The sequence below is a fragment of the Acidiferrobacter thiooxydans genome (genome assembly GCF_003333315.1).
GTDB lineage: Bacteria > Pseudomonadota > Gammaproteobacteria > Acidiferrobacterales > Acidiferrobacteraceae > Acidiferrobacter > Acidiferrobacter thiooxydans.
The window spans coordinates 1,082,592-1,108,563 of record NZ_PSYR01000002.1; the positions used below are offsets into that span (position 1 = coordinate 1,082,592).

Annotated in this window: 29 protein-coding genes; 16 read left to right on the forward strand and 13 right to left on the reverse strand. The window is 64.0% G+C overall.

Annotated features, from left to right (window positions below; translation table 11 throughout):
* Nucleotides 1-26: 26 nt before the first annotated feature.
* Entirely contained in the window at nucleotides 27-695 is a 669-nt protein-coding gene (locus tag C4900_RS12255; RefSeq protein ID WP_170132536.1) for a thiopurine S-methyltransferase, read from the reverse strand.
* The gene (locus tag C4900_RS12260; protein WP_065968636.1) at nucleotides 692-1,501 is read right to left on the reverse strand and encodes an inositol monophosphatase family protein; all 810 of its coding nucleotides are present in this window, start codon (nucleotides 1,499-1,501) and stop codon (nucleotides 692-694) included. Before C4900_RS12260 ends, C4900_RS12255 begins: the two co-directional genes overlap by 4 nt.
* Before the next feature lie 392 nt (nucleotides 1,502-1,893).
* On the opposite strand from C4900_RS12260, the gene C4900_RS12265 reads away from it, so the two are divergent.
* Together C4900_RS12265 and wrbA are read left to right on the forward strand one after the other, a co-directional pair.
* Nucleotides 1,894-3,279 carry an aspartate ammonia-lyase gene (locus tag C4900_RS12265; RefSeq protein WP_114283172.1) on the forward strand — a complete coding sequence of 462 codons (1,386 nt, stop codon included), beginning with the start codon at nucleotides 1,894-1,896 and terminating at the stop codon, nucleotides 3,277-3,279.
* The gene (gene wrbA, locus C4900_RS12270; RefSeq protein ID WP_065968634.1) at nucleotides 3,276-3,878 is read left to right on the forward strand and encodes an NAD(P)H:quinone oxidoreductase; all 603 of its coding nucleotides are present in this window, start codon (nucleotides 3,276-3,278) and stop codon (nucleotides 3,876-3,878) included. The genes C4900_RS12265 and wrbA overlap by 4 nt, the downstream gene beginning before the upstream one ends.
* Before the next feature lie 23 nt (nucleotides 3,879-3,901).
* Here wrbA and hda read toward each other — a convergent pair whose 3' ends face one another.
* The 3 genes from hda to C4900_RS12285 are packed head-to-tail and all read right to left on the reverse strand — an operon-like array spanning nucleotide 3,902 to nucleotide 6,178.
* On the reverse strand, nucleotides 3,902-4,588 hold the full coding sequence (hda, locus tag C4900_RS12275; protein WP_083995562.1) for a DnaA regulatory inactivator Hda: 687 nt from the start codon (nucleotides 4,586-4,588) through the stop codon (nucleotides 3,902-3,904).
* Nucleotides 4,585-5,628: an AI-2E family transporter gene (locus tag C4900_RS12280; RefSeq protein WP_170132537.1), complete on the reverse strand. Its 1,044-nt coding sequence runs from the start codon at nucleotides 5,626-5,628 to the stop codon at nucleotides 4,585-4,587. Before C4900_RS12280 ends, hda begins: the two co-directional genes overlap by 4 nt.
* Entirely contained in the window at nucleotides 5,612-6,178 is a 567-nt protein-coding gene (locus C4900_RS12285) for a CDP-alcohol phosphatidyltransferase family protein (RefSeq protein ID WP_141689145.1), read from the reverse strand. The genes C4900_RS12280 and C4900_RS12285 overlap by 17 nt, the downstream gene beginning before the upstream one ends.
* Before the next feature lie 149 nt (nucleotides 6,179-6,327).
* Between C4900_RS12285 and purM the strand changes: the two genes are divergently transcribed.
* The 5 genes from purM to C4900_RS12310 all read left to right on the forward strand — a co-directional run bounded on the left by purM (nucleotide 6,328) and on the right by C4900_RS12310 (nucleotide 10,477).
* On the forward strand, nucleotides 6,328-7,365 hold the full coding sequence (gene purM, locus C4900_RS12290; RefSeq protein WP_065968631.1) for a phosphoribosylformylglycinamidine cyclo-ligase: 1,038 nt from the start codon (nucleotides 6,328-6,330) through the stop codon (nucleotides 7,363-7,365).
* The gene (gene purN / locus C4900_RS12295) at nucleotides 7,356-7,946 is read left to right on the forward strand and encodes a phosphoribosylglycinamide formyltransferase (protein WP_065968630.1); all 591 of its coding nucleotides are present in this window, start codon (nucleotides 7,356-7,358) and stop codon (nucleotides 7,944-7,946) included. Before purM ends, purN begins: the two co-directional genes overlap by 10 nt.
* 101 nt (nucleotides 7,947-8,047) lie before the next feature.
* Complete coding sequence (locus tag C4900_RS12300) at nucleotides 8,048-8,593, forward strand: RNA polymerase sigma factor (protein ID WP_065968629.1); 546 nt, start codon at nucleotides 8,048-8,050, stop codon at nucleotides 8,591-8,593.
* Nucleotides 8,590-9,315 (forward strand): DsrE family protein, encoded by a 726-nt coding sequence (locus C4900_RS12305; protein WP_065968628.1) that lies wholly within the window; start codon nucleotides 8,590-8,592, stop codon nucleotides 9,313-9,315. The genes C4900_RS12300 and C4900_RS12305 overlap by 4 nt, the downstream gene beginning before the upstream one ends.
* 16 nt (nucleotides 9,316-9,331) lie before the next feature.
* Nucleotides 9,332-10,477 carry a lactonase family protein gene (locus C4900_RS12310; protein ID WP_065968627.1) on the forward strand — a complete coding sequence of 382 codons (1,146 nt, stop codon included), beginning with the start codon at nucleotides 9,332-9,334 and terminating at the stop codon, nucleotides 10,475-10,477.
* On the opposite strand, the gene C4900_RS12315 is transcribed toward C4900_RS12310, so the two are convergent.
* A complete protein-coding gene (locus C4900_RS12315; RefSeq protein ID WP_065968626.1) occupies nucleotides 10,389-10,820 on the reverse strand; it encodes an NUDIX domain-containing protein in 432 nt (143 codons plus the stop codon). The genes C4900_RS12310 and C4900_RS12315 overlap by 89 nt on opposite strands.
* A 34-nt stretch (nucleotides 10,821-10,854) precedes the next feature.
* Between C4900_RS12315 and C4900_RS12320 the strand changes: the two genes are divergently transcribed.
* Nucleotides 10,855-11,049, forward strand: coding sequence for a DUF6967 family protein (locus tag C4900_RS12320; RefSeq protein ID WP_065968625.1), 195 nt, complete (start codon nucleotides 10,855-10,857; stop codon nucleotides 11,047-11,049).
* 70 nt (nucleotides 11,050-11,119) lie between these two features.
* Nucleotides 11,120-12,310, forward strand: coding sequence for a DesA family fatty acid desaturase (locus C4900_RS12325; RefSeq protein ID WP_114283174.1), 1,191 nt, complete (start codon nucleotides 11,120-11,122; stop codon nucleotides 12,308-12,310).
* A gap of 60 nt (nucleotides 12,311-12,370) precedes the next feature.
* Here the strand turns inward: C4900_RS12325 and C4900_RS12330 are convergent, their stop codons facing one another.
* From C4900_RS12330 to rpmB, 3 genes are all read right to left on the reverse strand, one after another.
* A complete protein-coding gene (locus tag C4900_RS12330; RefSeq protein ID WP_065968623.1) occupies nucleotides 12,371-12,988 on the reverse strand; it encodes an HNH endonuclease in 618 nt (205 codons plus the stop codon).
* A gap of 211 nt (nucleotides 12,989-13,199) precedes the next feature.
* Nucleotides 13,200-13,355: a 50S ribosomal protein L33 gene (rpmG, locus tag C4900_RS12335; protein ID WP_065968622.1), complete on the reverse strand. Its 156-nt coding sequence runs from the start codon at nucleotides 13,353-13,355 to the stop codon at nucleotides 13,200-13,202.
* Between the two features lie 9 nt (nucleotides 13,356-13,364).
* Nucleotides 13,365-13,601 (reverse strand): 50S ribosomal protein L28, encoded by a 237-nt coding sequence (gene rpmB, locus C4900_RS12340; RefSeq protein WP_065968621.1) that lies wholly within the window; start codon nucleotides 13,599-13,601, stop codon nucleotides 13,365-13,367.
* Between the two features lie 209 nt (nucleotides 13,602-13,810).
* Between rpmB and fdhF the strand changes: the two genes are divergently transcribed.
* Both fdhF and C4900_RS12350 read left to right on the forward strand, forming a co-directional pair.
* Complete coding sequence (gene fdhF / locus C4900_RS12345; protein WP_114283175.1) at nucleotides 13,811-16,786, forward strand: formate dehydrogenase subunit alpha; 2,976 nt, start codon at nucleotides 13,811-13,813, stop codon at nucleotides 16,784-16,786.
* Entirely contained in the window at nucleotides 16,783-17,265 is a 483-nt protein-coding gene (locus C4900_RS12350) for a helical membrane plugin domain-containing protein (protein WP_065968619.1), read from the forward strand. The genes fdhF and C4900_RS12350 overlap by 4 nt, the downstream gene beginning before the upstream one ends.
* A 28-nt stretch (nucleotides 17,266-17,293) precedes the next feature.
* Here the strand turns inward: C4900_RS12350 and radC are convergent, their stop codons facing one another.
* Nucleotides 17,294-17,968 carry a RadC family protein gene (gene radC / locus C4900_RS12355; protein ID WP_065968618.1) on the reverse strand — a complete coding sequence of 225 codons (675 nt, stop codon included), beginning with the start codon at nucleotides 17,966-17,968 and terminating at the stop codon, nucleotides 17,294-17,296.
* Between the two features lie 95 nt (nucleotides 17,969-18,063).
* Between radC and coaBC the strand changes: the two genes are divergently transcribed.
* From coaBC to C4900_RS12380, 5 genes are all read left to right on the forward strand, one after another.
* On the forward strand, nucleotides 18,064-19,254 hold the full coding sequence (coaBC, locus tag C4900_RS12360) for a bifunctional phosphopantothenoylcysteine decarboxylase/phosphopantothenate--cysteine ligase CoaBC (RefSeq protein WP_114283523.1): 1,191 nt from the start codon (nucleotides 18,064-18,066) through the stop codon (nucleotides 19,252-19,254).
* Nucleotides 19,251-19,712, forward strand: coding sequence for a dUTP diphosphatase (gene dut / locus C4900_RS12365; protein WP_065968617.1), 462 nt, complete (start codon nucleotides 19,251-19,253; stop codon nucleotides 19,710-19,712). The genes coaBC and dut overlap by 4 nt, the downstream gene beginning before the upstream one ends.
* Before the next feature lie 31 nt (nucleotides 19,713-19,743).
* Complete coding sequence (locus tag C4900_RS12370) at nucleotides 19,744-21,150, forward strand: phosphomannomutase/phosphoglucomutase (protein WP_114283176.1); 1,407 nt, start codon at nucleotides 19,744-19,746, stop codon at nucleotides 21,148-21,150.
* A gap of 137 nt (nucleotides 21,151-21,287) precedes the next feature.
* A complete protein-coding gene (locus C4900_RS12375; RefSeq protein WP_114283177.1) occupies nucleotides 21,288-21,794 on the forward strand; it encodes a DUF302 domain-containing protein in 507 nt (168 codons plus the stop codon).
* A 5-nt stretch (nucleotides 21,795-21,799) separates the two neighbouring features.
* Nucleotides 21,800-22,207 carry a DsrE family protein gene (locus C4900_RS12380; protein WP_065968614.1) on the forward strand — a complete coding sequence of 136 codons (408 nt, stop codon included), beginning with the start codon at nucleotides 21,800-21,802 and terminating at the stop codon, nucleotides 22,205-22,207.
* Between the two features lie 11 nt (nucleotides 22,208-22,218).
* On the opposite strand, the gene C4900_RS12385 is transcribed toward C4900_RS12380, so the two are convergent.
* The 3 genes from C4900_RS12385 to C4900_RS12395 all read right to left on the reverse strand — a co-directional run bounded on the left by C4900_RS12385 (nucleotide 22,219) and on the right by C4900_RS12395 (nucleotide 25,877).
* Nucleotides 22,219-23,427, reverse strand: a complete 1,209-nt coding sequence (locus tag C4900_RS12385) for a glutathione-independent formaldehyde dehydrogenase (protein ID WP_114283178.1) — start codon at nucleotides 23,425-23,427, stop codon at nucleotides 22,219-22,221.
* 154 nt (nucleotides 23,428-23,581) lie between these two features.
* A complete protein-coding gene (locus C4900_RS12390) occupies nucleotides 23,582-24,544 on the reverse strand; it encodes an extracellular solute-binding protein (protein ID WP_114283179.1) in 963 nt (320 codons plus the stop codon).
* A gap of 70 nt (nucleotides 24,545-24,614) precedes the next feature.
* Entirely contained in the window at nucleotides 24,615-25,877 is a 1,263-nt protein-coding gene (locus C4900_RS12395) for an OprD family outer membrane porin (protein ID WP_114283180.1), read from the reverse strand.
* Between the last annotated feature and the right edge of the window lie 95 nt (nucleotides 25,878-25,972).

Sequence of the window (25,972 nt, forward strand, 5' to 3'; positions counted from 1 at the left end):
CACGCCCCTCGCCGGAGGGCATGCGCCTAGGCCTCGCGCCCTGCCCGCCGGCACAGCCGGTACACGCCCTCCTCGCGCCACGCCAGCCCCTGCTCGACGAGTTGCGGATCCTCCTCTGCCGTCTTGCGCTCGCATTCCAGGACCTCCACCGTGAAATGATCCGCGAAGATCTCCTGGATCTCCGACGACGATACCGCAAACGGTGGGCCGCTTTGCGGATCTTTCAGGGAAAAGGGGGCAACCAGCAGGACCGGCGTCCCAGGGGCCAGCAGGCGCGCCATGTGTTCGGCATACGCGCGGCGCGTGGCCGGCGGCATGGCGATCAGGGCGGCACGATCATAAACAGCAGTCACCGGTCCGAGCAGTTCCGCGGTCAACCGAAAGTAATCACCGAGCAGGATGGTGACACCGGTCGCCTGGTACTCCAGGAACTCGCCGCGGCCGACCCGATCCACGGGGATCTTCTGTTCCCGGTAAAACGCCTCGACGGCGAGCGGACTGATCTCGATGCCTATGACCTCGCGCCCCCGTTCGGCAAGCCAGCTCATGTCGCGGCTTTTGCCGCACAGCGGCACGAACACCGGGCCTTTGGGGCCCAAGGTATCGATATGTCGGCGCAGAAAACGATTGATCTCGGTCTGGTGGAAACCTATCCGATTCTCATGCCAACGCGTATGCCAAAATTCGGCCTTCATTCTTCCTCCTCCCGCGCGATCCCCAGCAGATCCGTAACCGCCGCCACCGCCGCGGGTCGTCCGAAAACGACCTGATAACGCCCCGGTGGCCCCTTGAGGCGCTCGAACGCGGCACCCGCCTCGCGCGCGATCGCCCATGCCGCGCAGACATCCCAGAGCTGTGCATGCCAATCGACGGCCACCGCCCCTTGGCCTTGCAAAACCACGCTGTGGGCGTAACAGTCCCGGTAAACACGCAGGTTCGGATGGGCTGTCGCCAGCCGCCCAAAGAGTTCCGGGCGACCGCCCTTATTGAAATTCTCGGGGGCGGTCGCTATGACTATCGGTGTTCCCGATTCATTGCGGTCGGCGACACGCACAGGGCGCCCATTACACGAGGCCCCGAGTCCGTCGGCTGCACTCACCCGCAGGTCGAGCCGTGGGTGATCTATGACCCCGAGCACCGGAACGCCCTCGTGACGCAGGGCCACCAAGGTGCCAAAGGTCGCCATGCCATGCACAAAATTATCGGTCCCATCGATCGGATCCAGGACCCACTCCCAAGCGCTGCCCCGGCCCTCCGCCGGATACTCCTCGCCCACGAGATCGTGATCGCCAAACTGTCCGGTAATGGCCTCCCGCCAGGCCGCCTCGATGCGCCGATCGGCCACGCTCACATAAGAACCATCGGCCTTGACGGCAATATCCGCTTCCCCGATGGAAGTCTCGGCCAGGAGCCGCCGCGCCAGATCGGCGAGCGAAAACGCAAAGCGCAGAAAGCGGCGGCTATCGGCCTCGCCGATCCGCGGCTGAGAGACGGGTTTCATACAAGACGACGATACCGGCTCCCCGGGCCGCAGACAAGACCGGCCGTCGCCCCGGGAGGGGCTGGGACTGCGGCGCTAAGGCCCTGAATCGAAGCCGGCGGGTATCCAGCCTGCCACGACCCCGGCGGCCCCGCCAACACCGAAACGGCGCCTCGGCGGGGCGAAACACCCGGATACGCAATCCCGTGCCGATCCGGTCATTCGGTTATACTAGCGCCTACGGCTCCAGGCCCGGCCGAAAATCGCCGCCGGACCGCCTTCATCGCCATGCGCCGCGAGCTGCAGGTCTCGTGAACCCAACATCAACCTTATCCCTCATCTAAAGGAGGACGAGAACGCGTCAGTCGGGCCGACCTTCGCAGACCCCACGGCCCGCCGGCGTTCCCATACCTATGACGACGCGCACAGAAAAAGACAGTCTTGGCGAATATCCGGTGCCGGCCGATGCCTGGTATGGTATCCAGACGGCACGCGCCGTGGAGAATTTTCCGATATCGGGCCGCGCCCCCGACCGGGATTTCATCATCGCCCATGCGCGGGTGAAAATCGCCGCGGCACGGGTGAACGCCCGTGCCGGCTGGCTCGATGAGCGTCTCGCGCGCGAGATCGAGCGCGCCGCGACCGCCATCGCCGACGGTCAATACCATGGCGAGTTCGTGGTCGACCGGTTCCAGGCCGGGGCCGGCACCAGTCATAACATGAACACCAACGAGGTCATCGCCAACCTCGCCAACGTGGCGCTCGGCGGCGAGCGCGGTGTCTACCATCCACTGCACCCCAACGATCATGTCAATATGGGGCAGAGCACGAACGACACCATCCCCACCGCCATACGCCTGGCGGCACTTGCCAAGCTCACGCGTCTTGTGTCCACCACCCACGACATGGCGCGCGCCTTCGATGCCCTGGGCGCGCGCGAACAAAACACCGTAAAGAGCGGCCGCACACACCTGCAAGACGCCGTTCCGACCACGCTTGGGCGCGAGTTCTCGGCCTACGCGTGGACCCTCAAGCGCTGCGCCCGGCGCATACAGGATACCGCCATCGACCTGGGCGAACTGGGACTCGGTGGCAGCGCCGTCGGCACCGGCCTCAATACCCCGCCCCACTATGCCAAACAGGTATGCACGGAACTCGCCCTGCTCACCGGCGAGGCCTTGCGCCCGGCGCCCGACCTCTGTGCGCAGATGCAATCCATGGCCGACGTCATGCAGCTGTCGGCGGCCGTCCGCGGGCTTGCGCTCGAACTTACGCGCATCACCAACGACCTGCGGCTGCTGGCCTCGGGGCCGCGCACCGGCCTTGCCGAAATCCGCTTGCCACCGGTGCAACCGGGATCGAGCATCATGCCGGGCAAGGTCAATCCGGTCATGCTCGAAATGTTGAATCAGGTCTGCTATCAGGTTCTCGGGCAGGACGCCGCCGTGGCCGCCATGACCCAGGCCGGTCAGCTCGAACTGAACGTCATGATGCCGGCGCTCGGGTCCGCGCTGTTTGACATGATGGACTGGCTGACCCGGGCCATGACTGCTGTGACCGAGCGGGCACTCGCCGGTATCGAGGCCGATCGCGACCGTTGTCGGGCCTATGCGCACGCAAGTGTGGGCCTAGCCACCTTACTGAACCGTGCGATCGGCTATAGCGCGGCGGCACGTGTGGCACAGGAATCGGAGGCCAGCGGCCAGCCGATCGCAGACCTCGTGGCCGCCCACGGCCTCATGGATCGCCAGACGTTCGCAGACCTCGTGGCGCGCGCCGCGTCCGGTGATCCCTCATGACCCGGATTCTGGTGCTTTATTACAGCCGCCACGGCAGTGTGCGGCGTATGGCAGACCTAGTAGCGCGTGGCGTGGCATCGGTCCCGGGGTGCGAGGCCGTGGTCCGCACCGTGCCGGAGGTGTCACCCTTGCCGGAAGCCAGCGCCCCGGCAATCCCCGAGAGCGGGCCGCCATATGCCGATCTCGATGACCTGCGCCACTGCGACGGTCTGATCTTAGGCAGTCCCACGCGCTTTGGACACATGGCCGCGCCCCTCAAGCACTTTCTCGAGACCACGACGCCGTTGTGGCTCGCCGGCGCGCTGGCCGGCAAGCCCGCCGGGGTATTTACCTCCACCGGCACCCTGCATGGCGGCCAGGAAGCCACGTTGTTGTCGATGAGCGTGCCGCTCTGGCACCATGGCATGCTGTTGGTCGGCATCCCCTACACCGAGCCCACGCTCACCACCACCGCCTCGGGTGGTACACCCTACGGCGCGAGCCACTTGGCCGGCGCGCGCAATGATCGACCGGTGAGCGCCGAGGAAAAGAGCTTGTGTCTGGCACTGGGAGAGCGCGTGGCACGTATCGCACAAAGACTGGCGCCGACCCCGACGTAAGTCTCCACCCGGCCACCACCCCTCTAGGGGCGCGCGAGGATGGCGCGCAGATATGGAATGGTAAGGCGCCGTCCATCCGCCAGGGTCTCGCGATCGAGGTCTTCCAGCAACGCGAAAAGCGCCCGCGGATCGCGCGGACCATGCGCCAAAAGATAGGCACAGGCCACATCATTCAGGTGCAGTCCCCGCAACGAGGCACGATGACATAGGGCCTGAGCCTTGACCTCATCTGACAGGCGGCGCATGGCCACGATGGGCCCGCTCGCAAGCCGCGTCCGCAGGTCGTCGCGCGCCAACGACAGGCCGGCGGGGTTACTGCGTCCAGCCAGCACGATGCGTCGTGCCGGCGCCAGCGTCTCAAACAGCACGAACAGCTGCTGCTCGCCATCGGCGTGCCCTGCCAAGGCCTCCATGTCATCGACACAGACCGTACTGTCCGGCGGCAGATCAGCAAGACTTTGCCAGCCCATCGAGGAGACATGGGCGAGCGACAGGAAGGCACAGGGCCCGCCGCCCTGGACCGCGCGTGCCACGGCCGCCAGGAGATGGGTCTTGCCACAGCCCTCGGGGCCGTACAGATACAAGGGCCCCGGCCGCCCTTGGGCGAGGGCACGCGCGGCGGCGAGCGCCGCGCCATTCTCGGCCGCCCAGAAATTTTCAAACGAGGGGCGATCGCGCACAGACAGATCGAGCGGCAGCTGGCGCATCATTCGGACCACGCGCTGTGGCGATAACGGGCATGGGCGCGTCTTAACCAGACCATAAGCACCGCGGAGACCGGAAGGGCCAGCAAGATCCCGGCAAACCCGAAAAGCTGTCCTCCGGTCAGCACGGCGAAGATCACAAGCAGCGGGTGCAGACCGATTGAACGGCCTACCAGCCGCGGGCCGAGGACCATGCTCTCCATCATCTCTCCAAAACCAAAGGCCGCGAACACGAACAGAAGATGTCTCACGTCGTGGTATTGCAGCAACACCGCGAGGCTCGCGGTGAAAAGCCCGGTAAAAAATCCGAGATACGGGATGAAGCTCAAAAATCCCGTCATGACACCGACCGGCAGGGCCAGGTCCAGGCCGGCTATGCTCAAGCCGACAGTATAGAGTATGGCAAGCGCGATCATGACCGTGAGCTGTCCGCGCAGGAGCCGGCCGAGCTGGACATCGACCTCGCCTGCGAAACGCACTACCGGCTCGCGGTAACGACCGGGCAGGATCTCCACGGCGGTGGCACGAATGTCGTCCCAGTCGCGCAACAGGTAGAAGGTCACCACAAGGATCAGCATGAGTCGCGCGAGCGCTACGAGGATGTGCAGGCCGGAGGCGGTGGCCACTGGCAGGAGCCGGGCGACGTCGGCCCCCACACCTTGCCATTGCGCCAGGATATGCCGCTTCAATACATGGAGATCGGGCGTATAGCGACCATGGGTGACGCGCAGGATACGCGCCTGTAACCAGTCCATGTAGGCCGGCGCATGCGCGGTGAACGTCATAAACTCCCTTTGCGCCATGGGTACGAGCGCGAACGCCAGGGCGGCGACCGCAAGCACCAGCACTAGCAACAGCAGCAGGATGGTGGCGCTGCGCGGCACGCCGACGCGCTGCCCCTGCGAGACCAGCGGGTTGGCGATATAGGCAATGAGCGAGGACAAGAGAAACAGGGTGACCACCGGCGCCAGGACATAGATCACAGCACCCGCCGCCAGCAACATCGCGGCGGCATACAGGACCCGGCGTTCAGTCTCTCCCAGCACGCCCCGCCTCGACCTCTCGCACGATTCCCCAAGTCCACAGATAGTGTCCGCCGCTTGCGATGGTCGTGACAAGGACCATAAAGACGAGCGCCGCCTGGATGTGGGCGACATGAAACCCGAACGCGCGCTCGGTGAGCAGGAACACCACGAGCAGGATCTGGGTAAAGGTGTTGAACTTGCTCACCCGACTCGGGCGCATCGAGACCGGCCCGTACAGCGAGGTATAGACGAGATAGCCGCCGACGATGAGCGCGTCCCGGAAGGTCACTACGAGTACCAGCCAGAACGGCACGAGCGCGAGCAACGCCAGCATCACATAGGCGCTCACCAACAGGATCTTGTCGGCCAGCGGGTCGAGAATGGCGCCGAGCTGACTCACGAAACCAAACCGTTTGGCGATATAACCGTCCAGACCGTCCGATATCCCCGCAATCAGGAACACCCACAAGGCCTCAAGGTAATGGTGATCCTTCAAGACCAGGATCAGAAGCGGTACGAACGCCATCCGCAAAAGCGTGATCATGTTGGGTAGATGCTGCAGTCTTTTCACGCGGATATCCCTCTCACCGTGCGGGCACAGCAGCGCCGGGCGTGCGGTCCCCGTTTACCCGTGCGCCGCGACCGAAGTCAAGATTTACTTGTAGGGTTCCAGGCCCTAACATAACAGCCATCTCGGAGCCCGCCTGTGACAAGACCCCAGTGACTGAACCCAAGACCCCAAGCCCCTTGAGCTATCGTGCCGCCGGCGTCGACATCGATGCCGGCGATGCCTTGGTCGAGACCCTCAAACCGATCGCCGCCAAAACCACCCGCCCCGGGGTCCTCGCGGGTCTTGGCGGGTTTGGCGCGCTCTTTGCGCTGTCCGGGCGCTATCGCGACCCTGTGCTGGTCTCGGGTACCGACGGCGTGGGCACAAAGCTCCTGCTGGCGATCACGCTCGATCGCCATGACGACATCGGCATCGACCTGGTCGCCATGTGCGCCAATGATATCGTTGTGCAAGGGGCCGAGCCGCTCTTTTTTCTGGATTACTTCGCCTCGGGCCGACTCGACGTCCGTAAGGCCGAACGTATTATCGCCGGAATCGGCCGTGGCTGCGAATTGGCGGGCGCGGCCCTGGTCGGCGGCGAAACCGCGGAGATGCCGGGGATGTACCGCGATCAGGACTATGACCTGGCCGGCTTCTGCGTGGGAGCGGTGGAACGTGAGCGCCTGATCGACGGGCGCCGCGTCAAAGACGGCGATATCATCCTCGGTCTGCCCTCGTCAGGACTGCACTCCAATGGCTACTCCCTGGCGCGCGCGGTCATCGCCCGGCGTCGCGCGGACCTGACCGCGACCGTGGGCGACCGCCGCCTCGACGACATCCTGCTTGCACCTACACGTATTTATGTGAAGGCCCTGCTCGCCCTCCATGCCGCACTCGACGTCCACGCCATGGCGCACATCACCGGTGGCGGGCTGCCTGGCAATGTCCCGCGCGTGATCCCCAAGGGCCGGCGCGCGGTCATCGACCGCTCATCCTGGTCGCGACCCGCGATCTTCGGCTGGCTTCAGGAGGGCGGAGACATTGCCGAGGAGGAGATGTACCGGACCTTCAACTGCGGCGTCGGTATGGTGGTGGTGGTCGATGCCGCCGATGCCGGGGTCGCCGAGGCCATCCTCCGCGATCATGGGGAGGCGCCGTTTGTTATCGGCCGCGTCGATGAGGGCCCCGGCGAATTCGCATGGGCCTGAGACCGCCCTTGAAGGTTGCGGTCATGGTTTCTGGGCGCGGTAGCAACCTGCGCGCCTTGCAAGAAGAGGCCCCCGAACAGGGCTACGTGATCACCGGGGTGGTCAGCAACAACCCCACAGCGCCGGCTGTCGACTATGCGCGCGACCAAGGCCTGGCGGTACGCCTCGTCGATCATCGCCGGTTTGCCACGCGCGCGGCCTTCGAGGAGACCCTGGCGACGGCGCTGGACGATCTGGCACCGGATATCATCGCGCTGGCCGGCTTTCTGAGGGTCTTGGGCGCGGACTTCGTGGGCCGTTACCAGGGGCGCCTGCTCAACATCCACCCCTCGCTCCTGCCGGCGTTCCCCGGGCTCGACACCCACCGGCGCGCCCTCGCATCCGGTGCGCGAGTCCATGGCGCCACGGTGCACCTCGTCACCGATGCCGTCGATGGCGGCCCGATTATCGCCCAGGCCGGACTCACGGTGATCCCGGGGGAGCCCCCGGCGGCGCTCGCAGCGCGCGTGCTCGCCCTCGAACACGCCCTCTATCCGTATGTGCTCGGCCGGTGGGCACGCGGCGAGATCGCCGACCGCTGATCGGCCCCATGCTTCCCCTGGGCGCACCCCGGGCATAAACTCCCCCTGTTTCGGAATAAATAACGATAGGGCACCGTCCCACCACCCGAGGAGAATCGAATATGGGCATCCGTCAGTTATTGTGCCGCTCGCGGGAGTTCAAAAAGACCCTGGAGGCCAGCCGCCCGCGCCTCTACCGTATTGCCTATGCCTGGACCCACAACCCCTCCCTAGCCGACGACCTGGTGCAGGAGACGCTCACCAAGGCCTGGCAGAAACACGATCAGCTCCGGGATCCCGGGGCTGAGGAGGCCTGGCTTTTCAGCATCATGACCAACTGCTTTCGCGATCATCATCGGCGCGAACGCGAGACCGAAGACATCGATGACATGGACATCGCGTGCGACCACTGCCTCGAGGCCGAGCACCTGCGTTCGGAACTCGCGGCGCGCGTGCGCGCGGCCATCGCCAGGCTCCCTCAAGGGCAGAGGCAGGTCGTGACCCTGGTTGATTTAGAAGGTTTCTCTTATAATGAAGTCTCGTCCATACTGGGCATACCGGGCGGGACCGTCATGAGTCGGCTGTGTCGTGCGCGCGCAGCCCTGAAGGCCCTGCTGCTACCGGACATGGCGGCTGCCCCAACCCCAAGGATGCGGAGAGTGAAATGACCGAATCGGAAGGACCCCGGCTCTCGGATGAATTCCTCAACGCCTTCGTCGATAACCAGATCGACGGCGATGAGAAGGGCCGCGCCTATCCGCTCATCAACGGCGACCCGGAGCTGAACCGCAAGGTCTGCGAATTGCGCAAGGTCTCGGATCTGGTACGGCTCGCCTACGATAACCCGCCGACGCCGAAACGCCGCGAAACGCCGCGCCGACACCTGGCCTCGCGGCTAGCCCCGCTGATTGCACCCATCGTACTTTTGATCGGGGTAACCCTCGGCTGGTCGTTACGCGCCTTGTGGGCCCCGGCGGTGCCGCCGCGCCCGGTCGCGGCGATCGCGCGAGCCACGACCCACCTCACCACCAAGGTCCTGTTTCATTTGGATAATGGCGACCGCGCCCATATGCGTCAGGTGCTCGCGGAGGCCCAGCATCTGCTCGCCCGTTACCGCGCCGATCACCAGCAGGCGAAGGTCGAGATCCTGGCCGACGGCCCGGGCCTCGCGCTCCTGCGCCGCCATCTGTCACCATTCCCGGCGCGTATCGCCGCACTTCAGGCGCGCTATCCGAACCTGATATTCGCCGCCTGTCAGGATACGATCAACCGCCTCAAGCGCCGCAAGGGCATCGATCCGCACCTCTTGCCGCAGGCCGTGATCGTGCCCTCGGCCATCGCCGAGATCGTCCGGCTCCAGCACCGCGGATGGACATATATCAGTGTCTGAGCAGGGCCTGGCGCGGATGGGCGCCCATCGATATCGCCACATACCTCTTCTGATTCTCGGGCTCTGCTGGCTGAGTGTCGTGGCGCGCGCCCGTACCTTTGTCTATGTCGCCAATTACAACAATAGTACGATCAGCGTCTACGCCGAGCATGGCAAGGGGAATCTCGTCGCGGTGCAATCGATGCCGACACCCGGGGGACCGGAGTCGATCATCGCCGATCCGCTGGGTTATGTAATTACCGCCGATAGCCTCGCGCACGCCGTCAGCGCCTACCATGTGAACCCCGCCGACGGCAGGCTGGCACGCGCCGCAGTGCACCTTCAGGGGCCGCGCACCAACCCCTTTAGTGTGACCGCAAGCCCCGGGGGGCACGACATCTACGTCGCCAACAGCGGCGATAGTACGGTGAGCATCTACCGCGTGCGCCGCGCGCCGGATACGTTGATTCCCGACGGCCGCGTCCATGAGGCGCCGGGGGCCACACCCTACTCCGTGGCCTTCACGCCCAACGGCCGCTACGCCTATGTCGCCAACTTCGGCAACGACACGATCGCCATGTACCGTCGTGCGCCGGGCCAGGCGGCACTCATACCCTTGGGGGTGTTTCATGAACCCCCGGGCGATGGCCCTTATGGGCTCGCGGTCGGCCCCGACGGACGGTTTTTGTATGTCGCCGACTTCCGCGCGAACGTGCTTCTGGTGCTTGCCATCGGGGCCCACGGCCGGCTGACCCTGAAAGACCGGGTGACCGAGCCCTTCGACCACCATCCGGACTCGCTGGTCATCGATCCGAGCGGGCGCTACCTCTTCGTCGCCAACACCAGCGCCAATGACATCTCGATCTTTCGCATCAACCAGGCCGATGGCCGCATCACGCACGTTGGGCATGTGCCGACCGGCGGCTATCCCTTCTCCTTGACGCTCGACACGGCGGCGCGCTTCGTATTCGCAGTCAACTATGGGAGCAGCACGATCAGCCGTTATCGCCTGGATCGCAACAGCGGCCTGCTCACGGCCATAGGCACGACAGCCGAGGCCTCCTATGCCGACCCCTACGGCATTACCGCCTTTACTACTCCGGCGCCGGCCGCTCGCCCGACACCCGGAACCGCCGATAGTCATCCAGGATCCGCGGGTGATCGAAGGCGAGCGGCACCGTGATGTGGCGGATATCGGCGATCTCGCAGCGCCGGGCGTCGTCTCCGGCGCGCGCCGCGCCGGAGGCATGCGCGATGTATACGAGCGACACCGTGTGGCCGCGCGGGTCACGGGCCGGATCGGAATAACAGCCGAGCAGGGTCTCTAGTGTCACGTCCAAACCAGTCTCCTCGCGGGCCTCACGGCGCGCGGCATCCTCCACCCGTTCGCCGATGTCCACGAAACCACCGGGCAAGGCCCAGCCCAATGGGGGATGGTGGCGCTCGATCAGGATCACGCCATGCGGGTGTCCGTCCGGGCAGATAATGATATCCACCGTTACAAGAGGGGTCTTGGGGGCTGCCATCACCGTCCTCGGTCCATGCTACAATATCCTGGCCATGGAACAGATTACCGCGCCCTCGGGACAGGTGATAGAGTTGCGTCAGGTCTTCCACGAGACCGGGGCGCGGCTTTTGCGGGTCATCATACGCGATGGCGTCAAATATTTTACCGTCGAACTGGACGCCGCAACCGCCCACGAGTGGGGGACGCGGATGCGTGATTGGGCGAGCGACAACGCGCAGGATCGCTGAAACGGCCGTCGGGCGGCCAAGGACGCATGTCAAAACGGCCCTGGCTTTTCATTCATAAGAGGTAGAAAGCATGCTTCAAGGTCTTATCGTTTTGCCGTGGTGGGGCTATGTGCTGGTCGCGCTCGCCTTGACCCACATCACAATCGTGTCGGTCACTATCTACCTGCACCGTCATCAGACACATCGCGCCCTGGACCTGCATCCCGTGGTCGCCCATTTCTTTCGCCTGTGGTTGTGGCTGACGACGGGCATGGTGACCAAGGAATGGGTAGCCATCCATCGTAAGCATCACGCGCGCTGTGAAACGGAAGACGATCCGCATAGTCCGCAGGTATTGGGCCTGAAAAAGGTGCTGTGGGAGGGTGCGGAGCTCTATCGCGCCGAGGCCAAAAACACCGAGACGCTCGCCAAGTTCGGGCACAACACCCCGGACGATTGGCTGGAGCGGCATGTGTATACGCGCCACAGCGCCGCGGGCGTCGCCCTCATGCTCGTTATCGACCTGCTGTGCTTTGGCCCGCTTGGTCTCACGATTTGGGCCATCCAGATGATCTGGATCCCGTTTTTTGCGGCCGGCGTGGTCAACGGCGTAGGCCACTACTACGGCTACCGCAACTTCGAGTGCGCCGACGCGGCGACCAATATCGCGCCGATCGGCATCCTGATCGGCGGCGAAGAACTCCACAACAACCACCACACCTACGCAAGTTCCGCCAAATTCTCCTGCAAGCCCTGGGAGTTCGACATCGGCTGGGGATATATTCGCACGCTCGAGATGCTGGGCCTGGCCACGGTCAAGAAGACCGCCCCGATACCCGTCTACACCCAGCCGAAAGAGGTCTGCGATCTCGATACCGTGAAGGCGGTCATACACCATCGCTTTCAGGTGATGGCGCGCTTTGCGCGTGAGGTCTTGCACGAGGTCCACGGGGAGGAGGTCCGCAAGGCTGCGGCCGCCAATCGTCAGGCGGCCAAGATCCTGAAGGGCGCACGGCACCTCATGGTGCGTGAGAAGGCCCTCATCGGCGAGGCCGGATACCGTCAGCTGCAAGAGATTCTGGCAACCAACAGCACCCTGCAGACGGTCTACACCATGAAGGAGCGCCTGCAGGACGTGTGGCGGCGGTCAGCCAGCACCCAGGAGCAGCTCTTGGAGGCCCTGCAAGAATGGTGTCGCCAGGCGGAGGCAACTGGAATCAAGGCCCTCCGCGACTTCGCCACCGCCATCCGTACCTACGCGGCGACGCAAGTCGCGGCCTGAGAGGGCCACAGCCCTGGGGCGACGGCGACGGCGGGTCTTACGGAGCCGCCGTCGCCAGCGTCAGGCGTGGCCGGCGACCTCTAGGCCGCGCGCCAGGCGCTCATGCAGGGGGCTTGTGCGCGGGAAATGGGCCTTCAGGAAGGCCATCTGATCGGCGAGCACGCGGCGGCCCTGCAGATAGATGTATTCGGCATGCGTCGGCACGAAAGGCACGGCCAGCAGCGCCATGCCGGCCTCCTCGGGCGTCCGCCCGGCCTTGTGATTGTTGCAACGCTTGCAGGCCGTGACGACATTGCTCCAGATATCGTGGCCCCCGCGACTCAAGGGCGTCACGTGATCGCGTGAGAGGTCGCGGACCGAGAACCGCTCGCCGCAATAAAGGCATAACCGGGCATCGCGCGCAAACAGGGCCGGATTACTGAGCGGCGGGACATAATGGTCGCGCTGACGCGCCAGCTGACCATTCTCTCCGTAGGTGGCGAGAATGGAGTTGACCTCGATGATGCTGCGCCGGCCGGTGGCGGCGTTATGGCCGCCGTGAACCCGGTACAAGAGGCTGCCGCATGTGTAGGCCACCTGCCCGAGGTGACAGATACGCACCGCCTCGCGGAAATCAATCCATTCGAGCGGCATGCCAGCAACATCCGTGCGCAACACTTGTTGACTAAGCGGGTACATGGCAACCTCGGGCGGCCCCGGCCGCCATCTGCAGCAATGGACCTCAACAGAGGGTTGTCGGTAATATACCGGGCACGGGACGCGAGGACAAGAGCGCCCGGCCCCCATTTTGCAGGGGGACAAGGGCGTCTCGACGAAGGGGTACCGCGTGACGACCCCGCGGGTCCGTCACACCGGACGCCGCCAAGGTCGGGCGGACCTTAAACGTAGTTTATTTGATCTTCGCCTCGCGGTAGGGGACGTGCTTGCGGGCGATGGGATCGAATTTCTTGATCTCGAACTTCTCGGTCATCGTTCGTTTGTTTTTCGTGGTCGTGTAAAAATGACCGGTATCGGCGCTCGACACGAGCTTGATCTTGTCACGCATGACGGTCTCCTAAAGCGCTTCGCCGCGGGCACGCATCTCGGCTAGCACGATGTCGATGCCCTTTTTGTCTATGGTCCGCAACGCGTGATGCGATAAACGCAGCCGCACCCAACGCTTCTCGCTCTCGACCCACAACCTGCGGTAATGCAGATTGGGCAGAAACCGTCGGCGCGTCTTGTTGTTGGCATGCGACACGTTGTTGCCGCTCATGGGCCGCTTGCCGCTGACCTGGCATACCTTGGACATAGGAACCCCCGGATTAATCTGCGGATTCTGCCATAGTACGCGGCTCCTGCCAATCCCCGAGGCGCCCGCCGAGCGCGCCCGGGACCATTGGCTGTCGGGCCTATCTCGCACTTATTTCCGATAACAACCGGGGCGACGCGCCACTAGAGTGGCGTCGATGCGAAGGGTCGGGCCCATGCCCGTCCCACCCAAACCTGTGAGGAGGTCTCATGTCCGCCGGTCCCCATCTGCGTCCTTGCGTCATAAATGTCGATGAAAAGGACATTGCGAGTTCGGTCGGCGAGAACCTGCTCGACGCCTTAACCCGCGCCGATTGCTATATCCCGCACCTTTGCTACAACCCGGCGCTCGGGCCAATCGAGACCTGCGACACCTGCTTTGTCACGGTCAACGGCTCCCTGGTGCGCGCATGCACGATCCGCGCCGAGGACGGCCTTACAGTCAGCACCCGGGATGCGGCCTCCGAGGCGGCCCGACGGGAAGGCATGGACCGGATACTCGAAAAGCATGAACTCTACTGCTCCGTATGCGACAACAACAACGGGGACTGCGAGATCCATGATGCCGTGGACCGGCTCGCCATACGCCATCAACGCTACCCCTACCGACCCAAGCCCTATGCGGCCGACACCTCGAACCCTTTCTATACCTATGACCCTCTGCAGTGCATATTGTGCGGCCGCTGTGTCGAGGCCTGCCAGAACGTGCAGGTCAACGAGACCCTGACCATGGGCTGGGAGCTCGAACACCCGCGTGTTCTATGGGATGGGGGGCGAGCCATCAACGATTCGAGCTGCGTGTCCTGCGGGCATTGTGTCACCGTCTGCCCATGTAACGCCCTCATGGAAAACACCCTTCTTGGACAGGCCGGCCCCTTTACCTCCTGGCCCGCACCCCTGAAACGCGAGATGATCGAGTTCGTAAAGGGCGTGGAGCAGACCACGAGCTTCATCCCGATCACCGCCATCTCGAAGATCGACCAATGCCTGCGCCACACCGAGCAGAAGATCACCAAGACCGTATGCACCTACTGTGGGGTCGGCTGCTCCTTCGACATCACGACGCGCGGGCGCCACATACTGAAGATCCAACCTGAACAGGGGCCGGCAAACGGCATATCGACCTGCGTCAAGGGCAAATTCGCCTGGGACTTCGTAAACAGCAAGGATCGCTTGGTAAAGCCGCTGATTCGCGAGGGCTCGACGTTCCGCGAGGCGGGCTGGGACGAGGCCTTGGATCTCGTGCATGAGCGGTTCAGTGCGACCCGCGCAAGCCACGGGCCCGACGCCATTGGATTCATCGCCACCAGCAAGGGCTCGAACGAGGAGGTCTACCTGACCCAGAAGTTCGCGCGCGCCATCATCGGCACCAACAATATCGATTGCACATCCCGTTATTGCCAAAGCCCGGCCACCAAGGGCCTGACCCGCACAGTGGGCTATGCCGGGGACTCCGGCACCATGGATGATATCGACGAGGCCGAGCTGCTGTTGCTTATCGGCACCAACACGACAGATAGCCATCCCGTACTGGCCACACGCATCAAGCGGCGCTTGAAGCGTGGCGAAGTGAAGGTCATCGTAGTCGATCTGTTGCGTCACGAGATGGCTGAGCGCGCCCAGCTGTTCTTACGCCCCAAACCGGGGACCGACCTCGTGTGGCTATGCGCGGTAACACGTTACATCCTCGATAACGGCCTCGAAGACCGCGCCTTTCTGGCAAAACGCGTAAACAATCTGGAGGCCTTGCGGGCATCGCTTGCGCCTTTCACGTTGGACTATGCAGAGGCCGAAACCGGCCTCTCGCAGACAAATCTCATACGTATCGCCGATATGATCGTCAGCGCCTCGGGGGTGTGCGCCCTATGGGCTATGGGGGTCACGCAACGCACCACCGGCAGCGACACCAGCACCGCCATCTCGAACCTGCTTCTCGTCACCGGCAATTACGGGAAAAAGGGCTCGGGGGCCTACCCCTTGCGCGGCCACAACAACGTCCAGGGCGCCGGCGACTTCGGGGCCTTGTCCGACAAGCTTCCCGGTTATCTCAAGGTCTCGGACAAGGCGGCCCGCGAGCGCGTAGGGCGCGCGTGGGGGGTCGATCTGCCGGAGAAACCCGGACTCAATAACCACAGCATGATCGATGCCGCGCACGCGGGCCGGCTCCACGCCATGTATATCATCGGGGAAGACACAGCGGTCGTCGACTCCAATACCGGCCATACCCAGGAGGCCCTGGAGCGCCTCGATTTCCTGGTTGTCCAGGATATCTTCATGACTACCACCGCGCAGTTTGCAGACGTCGTGCTGCCAGCCTGTCCGAGCCTTGAGAAGGAAGGCACGTTCGTGAACACCGAACGGCGCATTCAGCATTTCGCGCAAGCCCTCGACCCGCTCGGTGAATCCCGGCCGGACTGGCAGATACTGTGTGCGCTCGCGCAGCGCTTTGGGCATCGTTGGGATTATGCGGGGCCACGCGAGATCATGTCAGAGGCCACCAAAGTCGCGCCGCTTTTTGCCGGCGCTACTTACGATCGACTCGAAGGTTACAAGTCCGTGGTCTGGCCGGTCGATGCCCAAGGACATTCCGAGACGCTCTTGTACACAAAGCACTTTCATACCAAGGATGGCAAAGCCCGGCTCTACCCCGTGCATTGGCATGCTCCGGTCGAGCGCGCCGATACCGAATACGATCTCACGCTAAACAATGGGAGAGTACTCGAACATTTCCAGGAAGGTAATCTTACCGCGCGCGTTCCAGGTATCGTGTCCAAGGTCAATCAATTCTATGTGGAGGTTTCGCAGGAGCTGGCAGACGATCTTGACATAAAGACCGGGGCACGCGTAATGCTCACCTCGCGCCGTGGCAGCGTCGAGGCCGGCGTGCTGGTGAGCCCGCGCGTGGCCGGCCGCGAACTCTATACCGTCGAGTTTTCGCTCACCGAACCCATAAACCGCCTGACCGGCAATCACGCCGACAGCGTAACCTCGACACCGGCCTTCAAGGAGCTTGCCGTAAAGCTCGCAATCCTAAGTCGGGAAGGCCCGCCACCCGTCCCGCGCTCGAATCCGCGTTTTGGGGCACGCACACCACGGTCCGGGGTTGAAGTCGAGCGCAAATGGAGGCGCAGCGAGTACCGGCCCATCCCCGCGACCGTGGCGAGCCGTGGCGAGGCACAGTCATGAGCGCGCTCATCCATTACCAGCACGCGCACCCGCAAGAGGCCATCGCTGACAAGGAACTGGCCGATCTCATCGAGGCACTGTCGCGGCACGGCATCCTGCGCTTTCTGACAGCGCTCACCGGGGCATTGCCGCACGTCGGCCTAATAACGGCGCGCGGCCTGAATACGCAGACCTCGCGCACGACCTTGCAGAATATGGTGACACTGCTGTCCGCCCTGGGGCACGTGCCCCCACAGGATTTTTCGCGCTTCGTGGGCGCGGTATCGGCGGCCACGCAAAGCGTGGAGCGCGAGACCTGGCATCCGCAGACAGGTAACGGCGAACCGCCCGGCATTACTGGCGCCTATCGCCTCCTTCAAGACGACGCCCTGTGGCACGCGCTCGGCCCCCTGCTTGACGGCCTCAAGGCCTTCGGGGAGGTGCTCGGCGCGGCCCGGGCCACGGAGCAACCCCCGCCACCGAACGAACCGCTCCTATGACCGGCGGTGCGCCGTCAGGACGAGGCAGCTAGAGCCATCCGCGCTCCTTGAATGAAACGATGTGCCCGTCGCCGATCACCAGGTGATCGACGACGCGCACACCGATGAGGGCCAATGCCTCGGTCAGACGAGTCGTGAGATCGCGGTCGGCAAGGCTTGGCTCGGCAAGGCCGGAGGGGTGGTTGTGCACGAGGATGGTGGCGGCGGCATTATGAAAAAGCGCGCGCTTGACCACCTCACGCGGATACACGACCGCCGCGTCAATCGTCCCCTCGAACAGGATCTCCTCCACAAGCAGGCGGTGACGCACATCGAGAAAAAGGCAGGCAAAGACCTCGCGCGGCCGGTCTCGGAAGGCGGCGGTCAGGTAGCGGCGCGTGACAAGCGATGACGACAACACAGTTTCGCGCCGCAGACTCTCCCCGAGATGGCGCCGCCCCATCTCCAGGACCGCCCGCACCACCGCGTACTTCGCAGGCCCAAGGCCCGGCGCCTCGCAAAACAGCCGTTGTTCGACCGTCAAAAGGCCGCGCAACCCCCCGAAACGCGCCAATAGCCACCGCGCAAGGTCCACGGCGGTCTTGCCGCTCACCCCGGTTCTCAGGACAATGGCCAATAGCTCGGCGTCCGACAGGGCCTCCGGGCCATGTTGCAATAGCCGCTCGCGCGGACGCTCGTCTACCGGCCAACCGGAAATGGTCATAAGGGCTCCTTGCCGTTACGATAGCAGCAGACCGCAAGAAAGGCTGTCCGGGAAATCACCGGCTACGAAAAGGATTGGGAAACGGCATGCAGGACATGTCCCCGCTGCGGGGCCGCCATGTGGTATTGGGCATTACCGGCGGCGTCGCCGCCTACAAGACCCCGGAACTCGTGCGCCGCCTGCGCACGGCGGAGGCCACGGTGCGCGTCGTGCTGTCACGCAGCGCCCGGCAATTCGTGGCCGCCGGGGCCCTGGCCGCGGTCGGCGCCGACGTCGTCGAAGACCACGGGCTGGGTATGGTCCATATCGACTTGGCACGCTGGGCCGATGTCGTCGTGATCGCGCCGGCCACCGCGCACGCGCTGTCGCGGCTCGCGGCTGGGGCCGCAGACGACCTTCTCACCACCGTTTGTCTGGCCACCGAGGCCCCGCTCTGCGTGGCCCCAGCGATGAATCGCGTCATGTGGATGAACCCCGCGACACGCGCCAACTGCGCAGTGCTCGAAGGGCGGGGCGTACGGTTCGTCGGCCCTGACGAGGGCGCCCAGGCGTGCGGGGACAATGGTCCAGGGCGCATGAGCGAACCCGGCGAGATCCTGGGGATGCTGGAGCGCCTGTGGGGCGCGGGGCCGTTGCACGGGATAAACACGGTCGTGACCGCAGGCCCCACCTACGAGGCCCTTGATCCGGCGCGCGGATTCACCAATCGCAGCTCCGGCAAGATGGGTTATGCGTTGGCCGCGGCGCTCGCCAATCAGGGCGCCGCCGTGACCCTGATCTCAGGCCCCACGGCGCTCCCGGCCCCTGCGGGGGTGCGTCGCATCGCGGTGACGAGCGCCCGCCAGATGCGCGATGCGGTATGGGCGTGCCGCGGGGCCATGGACCTGTTCGTGGCCGCCGCCGCGGTCGCCGACTACCGCCCGCAGACCGTGCTTGCCGATAAGCTCAAAAAAGACGCGGATACGCTGACGGTCACCCTGGTGCGCAACCCGGACATCCTAGCCGAGGTGGCGGCACTTACGCCCCGGCCGTTTACCGTGGGATTTGCCGCCGAGACCGGCGATGTGGAGACCAAGGCGCGCGCCAAACGCGCGCGTAAGGGGATCGACCTTATCGTCGCAAACCCCATCGACGAGGCCGGCGTAGGCTTTGCGGGGGATGATAATCGCGTGATCCTGATCGACAAGGATCACGCCGGGGCGTGGGCGGCTGCGCCCAAGACCGAAATCGCCCGCGCGCTTGTGCGCGAGATCATTAAACGCCTGCCTAGGACCGCATCCCCATGACCGCACCCGTCATCGACCTGAAGATACTCGATCCCCGATACGGCGATGAGTTCCCGCTGCCCGCCTACGCCACCGCCGGTTCCGCGGCCGTGGACCTACGGGCCTGCGTGCCTGAACCCTTTACGCTCGCGCCCTCGGACTGCCGGCTGGTGCCGGCCGGGCTTGCCCTCCATATCGCCGACCGCACGCTCGCCGCACTTGTCCTGCCGCGCTCGGGCCTCGGCCACAAGGGCCTTGTCCTCGGCAACACCGTGGGCCTGATCGACTCGGACTATCAAGGTGAGATCACATTATCGTGCTGGAACCGCGGCACCGAATCGTTCACGATCGCGCCAGGCGACCGCATCGCGCAACTTTTGATCGTGCCAGTCGTCACCGCGCATTTTCGTATCGTCGACCAGTTTTCAGAAACGACCGAACGCGGCGCCGCCGGATTCGGTCACTCGGGTGTTCGTTGACCATCCCGGCCATTACAGGAGATACCCCACCATGACCGCCACGCCCCTTGCACCACGCGCCGAACGCACGGATCTTCCGCCACCCGGGATATTCAAGTCGTATGACATCCGCGGTATCGTCGACATCGAACTCACGTCTGCGCACGTACGCGCCATCGGCCAGTCGATCGGCAGCGAGGCGCGCGATCGCGGATGCACGAACATCGTGATCGCGCGCGACGGCCGGCTCTCCGGACCCGAGCTGCTCGAAGCCCTGAGCGCGGGGCTCCTGGCAAGCGGCTGTAACGTCATCAATATCGGGCTGGTCCCAACCCCCCTGCTCTACTTTGCAACGCTTGCCTTCGACACGGGCTCGGGTGTCATGTTGACGGGCAGCCATAATCCACCCCAGTACAATGGCCTCAAGATTCTCCTTAACGAGGAGACCTTGTCCGGCGCCCAGATCAAGGCCCTCTACGAGCGCCTCGTCGACAACCGTCTTCACACGGGTACCGGCACGAGCCGCACGGCCGATGTCCGCCAGGCCTACCTCGAGCGCGTGTCGGGAGACGTGCACCTCGCGCGACCACTCAAGATCGTCCTCGACTGCGGTAACGGGGCCACCGGAGAACTTGCACCGGCACTGTTTCGCGCGCTCGGATGCGCGGTCACTCCCTTGTTTGCCGACATCGACGGGCGCTTCCCCAACCACCACCCGGACCCGAGCCAACCGGAAAACCTGAAGGATCTCCAGGCGCGCGTGATTGCAGACGGCGCCGATGTCGGACTGGCATTCGACGGCGACGGCGACCGGCTTGCCGTGGTCGCACCCAACGGCGATATCATCTGGCCGGACCGACAACTCATCCTGTTCGCCCGCGACGTACTGTCGCGGCATCCGGGCGGCCAGATCCTCTACGATGTGAAATGCTCACAGACCGTGGACACGGCCATACGCGAGGCCGGTGGCCGCCCGCTGATGTGGAAAACCGGGCACTCCTTCATCAAGGCCCGCATCCGCCAAGGGGACGTACTGCTCGCCGGCGAGATGAGCGGCCATATTTTTTTCAAGGAACGCTGGACCGGCTTCGACGACGGACTTTATGCCGGAGCGCGGCTCCTGGAACTGCTTGCCAAAAGCTCGACCCCGCCCGCCGAGGTGTTCGCCGCCCTACCCAATACCGTCAATACGCCCGAGATCCAGATACCGGTCACAGAAAGTCCGCACGCACTCGTAGACCTGCTGGTTCAGGCCGCGCGGTTTCCGGACGCGCGGGTGACGACCATAGACGGACTGCGTGTCGATTTCCCCGACGGCTTCGGGCTCGTCCGCGCCTCCAATACGACGCCCATCCTCGTGCTGCGTTTCGAGGGCACGACCCAGGCCGCGCTGGAACGGATCCAGACGCGTTTCCGCGAACTCGTGAAGGCCGTGAGGCCGACGCTGGCGGGCTGGTAGACGCATTGGAGGCCGAAATTATTCCGGGGAAATTTCCGCAATCTTGCGCGTCCCGGGGTTGTCAGCGCGAGAATTTGGCGCCATCCTGTAGGGCTAAGGGATGACCCCGATAACCGATAACGAGGAGAACTGCCGTCATGCGCCGATTTCTCATCGGAGCCGCTTTCGCGCTCGGCACCATTGGCACCTGTTACGCTCATAACCCGCTGAACGCGATCCAGGGACCACATATCGATCTCGATAAAACCGTCATCAAGGTCCCGCTTGCCAAGGGCGTCTCTCCGAAAAGCGCGCTACAGGCCATGAAGATAGAGGCCGACACCGTCAACATGAAATATGTCGGCGAGCTGCAGCTTTCAAAGCAGCTAAAGAACATGGGTATCAAGTCTGGGCAGCTCACGGTATATGAATTTTGTAGTCCGCCGATCGCCCACCTCATGGTCGATGCCGACCCGGCGTTCGCCGCCTACCTGCCCTGCCGGATCACCATGGTGGCAGCCGGCGGCCGTGTATGGCTTGAGATGGTAAACCTCAACATGATCATCAATGGCGCGCACCTGAAGGGCAAATTGCGCACGCAGGCACTGCGCGTCCGCGATGATCTCGACTCCATCCTGTGGGCCGGCGCCAAGGGTAACTGGTAGCCGCCATGCATAAACCCGCGCTGGCGGGCGTCCTCGTCCTGCTACTGGCGTGTCCGGTACCAGGGCGCGCGGCGACCACCGGCGTTGTGTTTCAAATCAGCACGACCCAGATCGCCTCCTGGAAAGTGGCCATGCACAATGTCCATAACCTCGAGGCCACCGGCGTAAATGGCCACAACATCGAGATCGTAGTCCTCGGCCCGGCCATTCGCATACTCCTCAAAGGCTCGCCCGTGGCCACCGACCTGACGAGACTTCATGCCTCGGGGGTCACGATCGACGCCTGCCGAGCAACGGTCCGCCGCGCCGGGTTCGCGCCCGGCGCGGTCCTGCCGTTCGTACGTTATGTGCGCTCGGGCATCGCCGAGGTCGTGCGCCGCGAGCGTGAGGGCTGGGCCTACATCCGCCCATGACCCTTCGGGATCTAGGCGGCGCGCGCCCCGGGGAACTGAATCAGGACCTTGGTGTAGCCGTCCGTCCTTTGGTCAAACTTCTTATAGGCCTCGGGCGCCTGATCGATGCGGATATGGTGGCTTACGATTCGGCCGGGTCGCGCATGCCCGGTGATGATGAGATCGCGCAGGTACTCGTTGTAGCGCTTGACCGGGCACTGTCCCATACCGACGCTGACGGCCTTGTCGAACAGCTCCGCCATAGGTAATGCGAACACCCCTTGCTTCGCCTGCGCCGTCGGCGCCCCAGGATCAGGCGCGATATACACCCCGACAATACCGATATGGCCGGCGGGATTGACGATCCGCACCATGTTGTCCAGGACCTGGGTTGACTTTTCGTGCGCGTAGTCCTTGTCGTCGCGCGCCTGATAACCGACCGCGTCGATGACGCAATCCACGCCCTTTAACTTGTCCTTTTCCCCAGGGCGCAGGCGTCCTTGCAGACCCGGTATATTGGCACGCAAGGTGACGATCTGTTCGACAGGGTCCCCGTCGCGGGCATTGATCGGGGTGGCCCCCAGCTCCTTGACCTTCTCCAGGCGCTCGGGGATGAAATCGACGACATACACCTCCGACGCCCCCTTGATCCGGGAACTCAAGGCGGCCATGAGCCCAACTGGGCCGGCCCCGAATATGGCCACACTCTTGCCAGGCCCCACATGCGCGAGTTCCGCACCGAAATAGCCTGTCGGAAACACATCGGCAAGCAGGATGAAGTCATCCTCCCACTGATCGAATGGCTGACCCGGAACCTTAAGACAATTGAAATCTGCATTCGGCACCAGCACATACTCAGCCTGACCACCCCGATATGGCCCCATTCCGGCGTACCCGTAGGCGGCGTGAGGGCCCTCTTCATTCATGGTAAGACACATGTTGGTGTAGCCGCGATGACAGTTGTAGCAGTAACCGCAGGCGATATTGAACGGCAAAACGACCCGATCCCCGGGCCGTATGCTCGTGACCGCGTCACCCACACGCTCTATGACGCCCATGATCTCGTGGCCCACCATCTGCCCCGCGGGCAGTGCCGTGCGCCCCTCGTACATATGCAGGTCACTCCCGCAGATCGCCGAGGTCGTAACCCGCAGCACCGCATCCTTGGAACCCATCGCCTCAGGCTTATTCTCGTCGGCGACGCGCATCCGGCTTTTCCCTTCGAACACCACTGCCTTCATATGTGATCCTCGCGACTTGTCTTGTGGATGTACGCCCGTGGCCGCCGGCTGCGCGGCCTGTTCTCGGACTCCGTTCCCAAAGACCGGCGATGCTACGGGGAGTTCGATGCCATCCGACCTTGCGTCCCGACATGAGGATACGGGGCCTGCGCTCTCAGGGTGATGGCCGAGCGCGATGCCGATGGAGTGTTGAGGCACGCAGGGGTGCGGCGCCCTTGGGGCCATCGTAATGGTAGCGCCGCAAGAGTGCCTGGCCGGCGCTTGCGCGTAGCCAGTCGATGAAATGGCCGGCCGCCGCGCGATTTCGGCTCGCCTTCAAGACCGCCGCGTAGAAGACGAGCGGGGAAGGCCTGTGGACCTTGCCCTTAAGCCGCAAGGACACTGTGTCGTAGACCTCATCGTAGGCGGCATCGCCGAGGTTGATCTGTGGCGGCAAGGACAGGTAGGGCAGGCCCATGGCCGCCGGCTGGGTCTTGTAGGCCGAGCTGGCATCGATTTGCCCGCCCTGGAGGCGCGCCATCACCTCAGGCTCTGGGAAGATCTGACGATGGTTGATGATGGGCCCTAGAATGCGACGCACAAGCCCCGGCTGGTGGTAGTAGCGCTCGGCAAGTTTCATCATGAACACGATATTGAGCCCCTGGGGGTCGGTCAGGGGATCGGTGCGCGCAAAGCGCAGGCCCGGCTCTTCCAGGACTTGCCACCACGGTGTATGTCCCGCCCGGTCCGCCGCGCGCAAGGCCGGCGCGAACCGGCTATGCGCGCTGTAGGCGATTACGAGCTCGGTGCTTGCAATGGCCAACGCCTCCTGCGCCTTGCCGGCGGCGAGCACGAGATCCATCGGGCCGCGAGTGATCGATATGAACACATCCGGATGAATGACGCCGCCTACGATCATATGCGCAAGTCCGAGCGCGCCCGCCGCCCGCCCTTCTATGTGCATGGAGAACTCTCGCGCCATGACCGGCGCCACCCCGCCATGCATGAGCGCGCCCATGGAACCGGCATAGGCCACGCGCAGGTCGGTCTTGACGCGCGCCTCGCCCAACATGGGTACTGCGAGCGCGCCGATCCCCGCCGCCGCCGACTGCAGAAATGCCCTTCTCGTAAGACTCATAATCCCTCCTCGTGAGATACCCCATAATGCGACGGCCGGCGGCGGGCCTGAACCCGCGCGCAGCGCCCACCTAGAATTGGTATTGCAACATCACCCGGTTGTATAGGAACTGATGAAGAACCGGCATATTCTCCGCAATCGCCAGGCGATCGCGGACCGATAGGCCCTTGAGCGCGCCCCGCAGGAAATAGGTGAGGTCGATGTTCGTCTCGCTAGTGTGCGATGCGGCGTAGAGGGCGGTGCGCGTACTGACGTAGTGCGCGTAGCTTAGTATCGCGCGCAGCCGGTGGCGCAAAAGAAACAGGGTGGCGCTCACCTTCCACGCATGACCCGAGGTGCGATTATCGACAAGACTTTGAATGATGGAAGTCGTGTAGAGAGGGTCGGTGGCATAGCCACTCGTATAGGGGGATACGAGGTCACCGTTGGCGAACGTCCCTGGGTGCGCCGGTACGACATCGTAGCCCAATGTAAGCAGATCGCGATGGCGACGCATGCCGACGACTGCGCCGTAGACGTTGGCGTTCACGGCCCCCAGGTAGGCGCCGCCCGCGCCGGTCTCGCGCACCAGTTGTGCGCCGACGAGTGGCCTTATGCGGTCGCGTGCGCCAAAGGTATAGGACCCTTCCGCCCAGCCCATACTAGCGAGATCATAGAATTCATATCCCCAGGCCGCGACCTTGAGGCCAGCCGTCTGATAACGCACCCCCAGGGCCGCCGCCCCAGGCTCGGTGCGCCCCGGCAGTCCGCCGATGCCGCCGATATTGTCGTTTGCCGTCGCGTTATAGAGATCGGTGGACGAAAAACCGTCGGAGGTACGACTTTTGAAGCGCGTGATGCGCAAGGCTGAGATCACGAGGCCCGGGAGTGGCCGGAACGCGGTGAGCAGGCCCTGATAGGTCTCCGGCACGATGCGCGAATCACCCGGGTTGATCCAGGGCGTCTTTATGAGCTGATCGCCGGCACGCAGCAGCACGGCATGGCGCTGGTATTGAAGATAGGCCTGCCCGAAGGTATCGATGGACCCATAGCCCGCCAATGTCCCGTCGACATAGGCGTGGTTGGCCGGGTTCAGGCCCAGGGAATGCGCGGTATAAAATGTGGCGTCCGCCGAGACGTGATGGAACGTCCCGGAGCGCAGAGTGATACCGCCACCGACGGCAAACGCGCGTCGATTCTGCGGCGAACCGCTGAAATAGCGAGTAAAATCATAAGCCCGCAACATGCCGCTCACGCGCATGCCGCCTAGAAAACCCGTGCCGGCCGCGCGCGCCGGCCCGACGCTGACGGCCAGACACGCCGCCCAGGCCATGAAACCCCAGCGATACCGCATGATGCCTCCCTTGTTGTCAAAAGACTGCCCGCCGGGGCGCTCTGCGGCACCCGCGTCGACTTACTAAAGCACCCAACCTTGTGATCTCCCATCAC

Excerpts from the sequence above, each read along its gene's own strand:
- C4900_RS12395 (WP_114283180.1), bottom strand. The coding sequence starts at position 25,877 with ATGCGGTATCGCTGGGGTTTCATGGCCTGGGCGGCGTGTCTGGCCGTC.
- C4900_RS12385 (WP_114283178.1), bottom strand. The coding sequence starts at position 23,427 with ATGAAGGCAGTGGTGTTCGAAGGGAAAAGCCGGATGCGCGTCGCCGAC.
- C4900_RS12370 (WP_114283176.1), top strand. The coding sequence starts at position 19,744 with ATGACCGCCACGCCCCTTGCACCACGCGCCGAACGCACGGATCTTCCG.
- C4900_RS12350 (WP_065968619.1), top strand. The coding sequence starts at position 16,783 with ATGAGCGCGCTCATCCATTACCAGCACGCGCACCCGCAAGAGGCCATC.
- fdhF (WP_114283175.1), top strand. The coding sequence starts at position 13,811 with ATGTCCGCCGGTCCCCATCTGCGTCCTTGCGTCATAAATGTCGATGAA.
- C4900_RS12265 (WP_114283172.1), top strand. The coding sequence starts at position 1,894 with ATGACGACGCGCACAGAAAAAGACAGTCTTGGCGAATATCCGGTGCCG.
- radC (WP_065968618.1), bottom strand. The coding sequence starts at position 17,968 with ATGACCATTTCCGGTTGGCCGGTAGACGAGCGTCCGCGCGAGCGGCTA.
- C4900_RS12305 (WP_065968628.1), top strand. The coding sequence starts at position 8,590 with ATGACCGAATCGGAAGGACCCCGGCTCTCGGATGAATTCCTCAACGCC.
- C4900_RS12375 (WP_114283177.1), top strand. The coding sequence starts at position 21,288 with ATGCGCCGATTTCTCATCGGAGCCGCTTTCGCGCTCGGCACCATTGGC.
- C4900_RS12310 (WP_065968627.1), top strand. The coding sequence starts at position 9,332 with ATGGGCGCCCATCGATATCGCCACATACCTCTTCTGATTCTCGGGCTC.
- C4900_RS12330 (WP_065968623.1), bottom strand. The coding sequence starts at position 12,988 with ATGTACCCGCTTAGTCAACAAGTGTTGCGCACGGATGTTGCTGGCATG.
- C4900_RS12315 (WP_065968626.1), bottom strand. The coding sequence starts at position 10,820 with ATGGCAGCCCCCAAGACCCCTCTTGTAACGGTGGATATCATTATCTGC.
- dut (WP_065968617.1), top strand. The coding sequence starts at position 19,251 with ATGACCGCACCCGTCATCGACCTGAAGATACTCGATCCCCGATACGGC.
- rpmG (WP_065968622.1), bottom strand. The coding sequence starts at position 13,355 with ATGCGTGACAAGATCAAGCTCGTGTCGAGCGCCGATACCGGTCATTTT.
- C4900_RS12260 (WP_065968636.1), bottom strand. The coding sequence starts at position 1,501 with ATGAAACCCGTCTCTCAGCCGCGGATCGGCGAGGCCGATAGCCGCCGC.
- wrbA (WP_065968634.1), top strand. The coding sequence starts at position 3,276 with ATGACCCGGATTCTGGTGCTTTATTACAGCCGCCACGGCAGTGTGCGG.
- hda (WP_083995562.1), bottom strand. The coding sequence starts at position 4,588 with ATGATGCGCCAGCTGCCGCTCGATCTGTCTGTGCGCGATCGCCCCTCG.
- C4900_RS12255 (WP_170132536.1), bottom strand. The coding sequence starts at position 695 with ATGAAGGCCGAATTTTGGCATACGCGTTGGCATGAGAATCGGATAGGT.
- C4900_RS12380 (WP_065968614.1), top strand. The coding sequence starts at position 21,800 with ATGCATAAACCCGCGCTGGCGGGCGTCCTCGTCCTGCTACTGGCGTGT.
- purN (WP_065968630.1), top strand. The coding sequence starts at position 7,356 with ATGGGCCTGAGACCGCCCTTGAAGGTTGCGGTCATGGTTTCTGGGCGC.
- coaBC (WP_114283523.1), top strand. The coding sequence starts at position 18,064 with ATGTCCCCGCTGCGGGGCCGCCATGTGGTATTGGGCATTACCGGCGGC.
- C4900_RS12390 (WP_114283179.1), bottom strand. The coding sequence starts at position 24,544 with ATGAGTCTTACGAGAAGGGCATTTCTGCAGTCGGCGGCGGCGGGGATC.
- C4900_RS12325 (WP_114283174.1), top strand. The coding sequence starts at position 11,120 with ATGCTTCAAGGTCTTATCGTTTTGCCGTGGTGGGGCTATGTGCTGGTC.
- C4900_RS12300 (WP_065968629.1), top strand. The coding sequence starts at position 8,048 with ATGGGCATCCGTCAGTTATTGTGCCGCTCGCGGGAGTTCAAAAAGACC.
- C4900_RS12320 (WP_065968625.1), top strand. The coding sequence starts at position 10,855 with ATGGAACAGATTACCGCGCCCTCGGGACAGGTGATAGAGTTGCGTCAG.
- rpmB (WP_065968621.1), bottom strand. The coding sequence starts at position 13,601 with ATGTCCAAGGTATGCCAGGTCAGCGGCAAGCGGCCCATGAGCGGCAAC.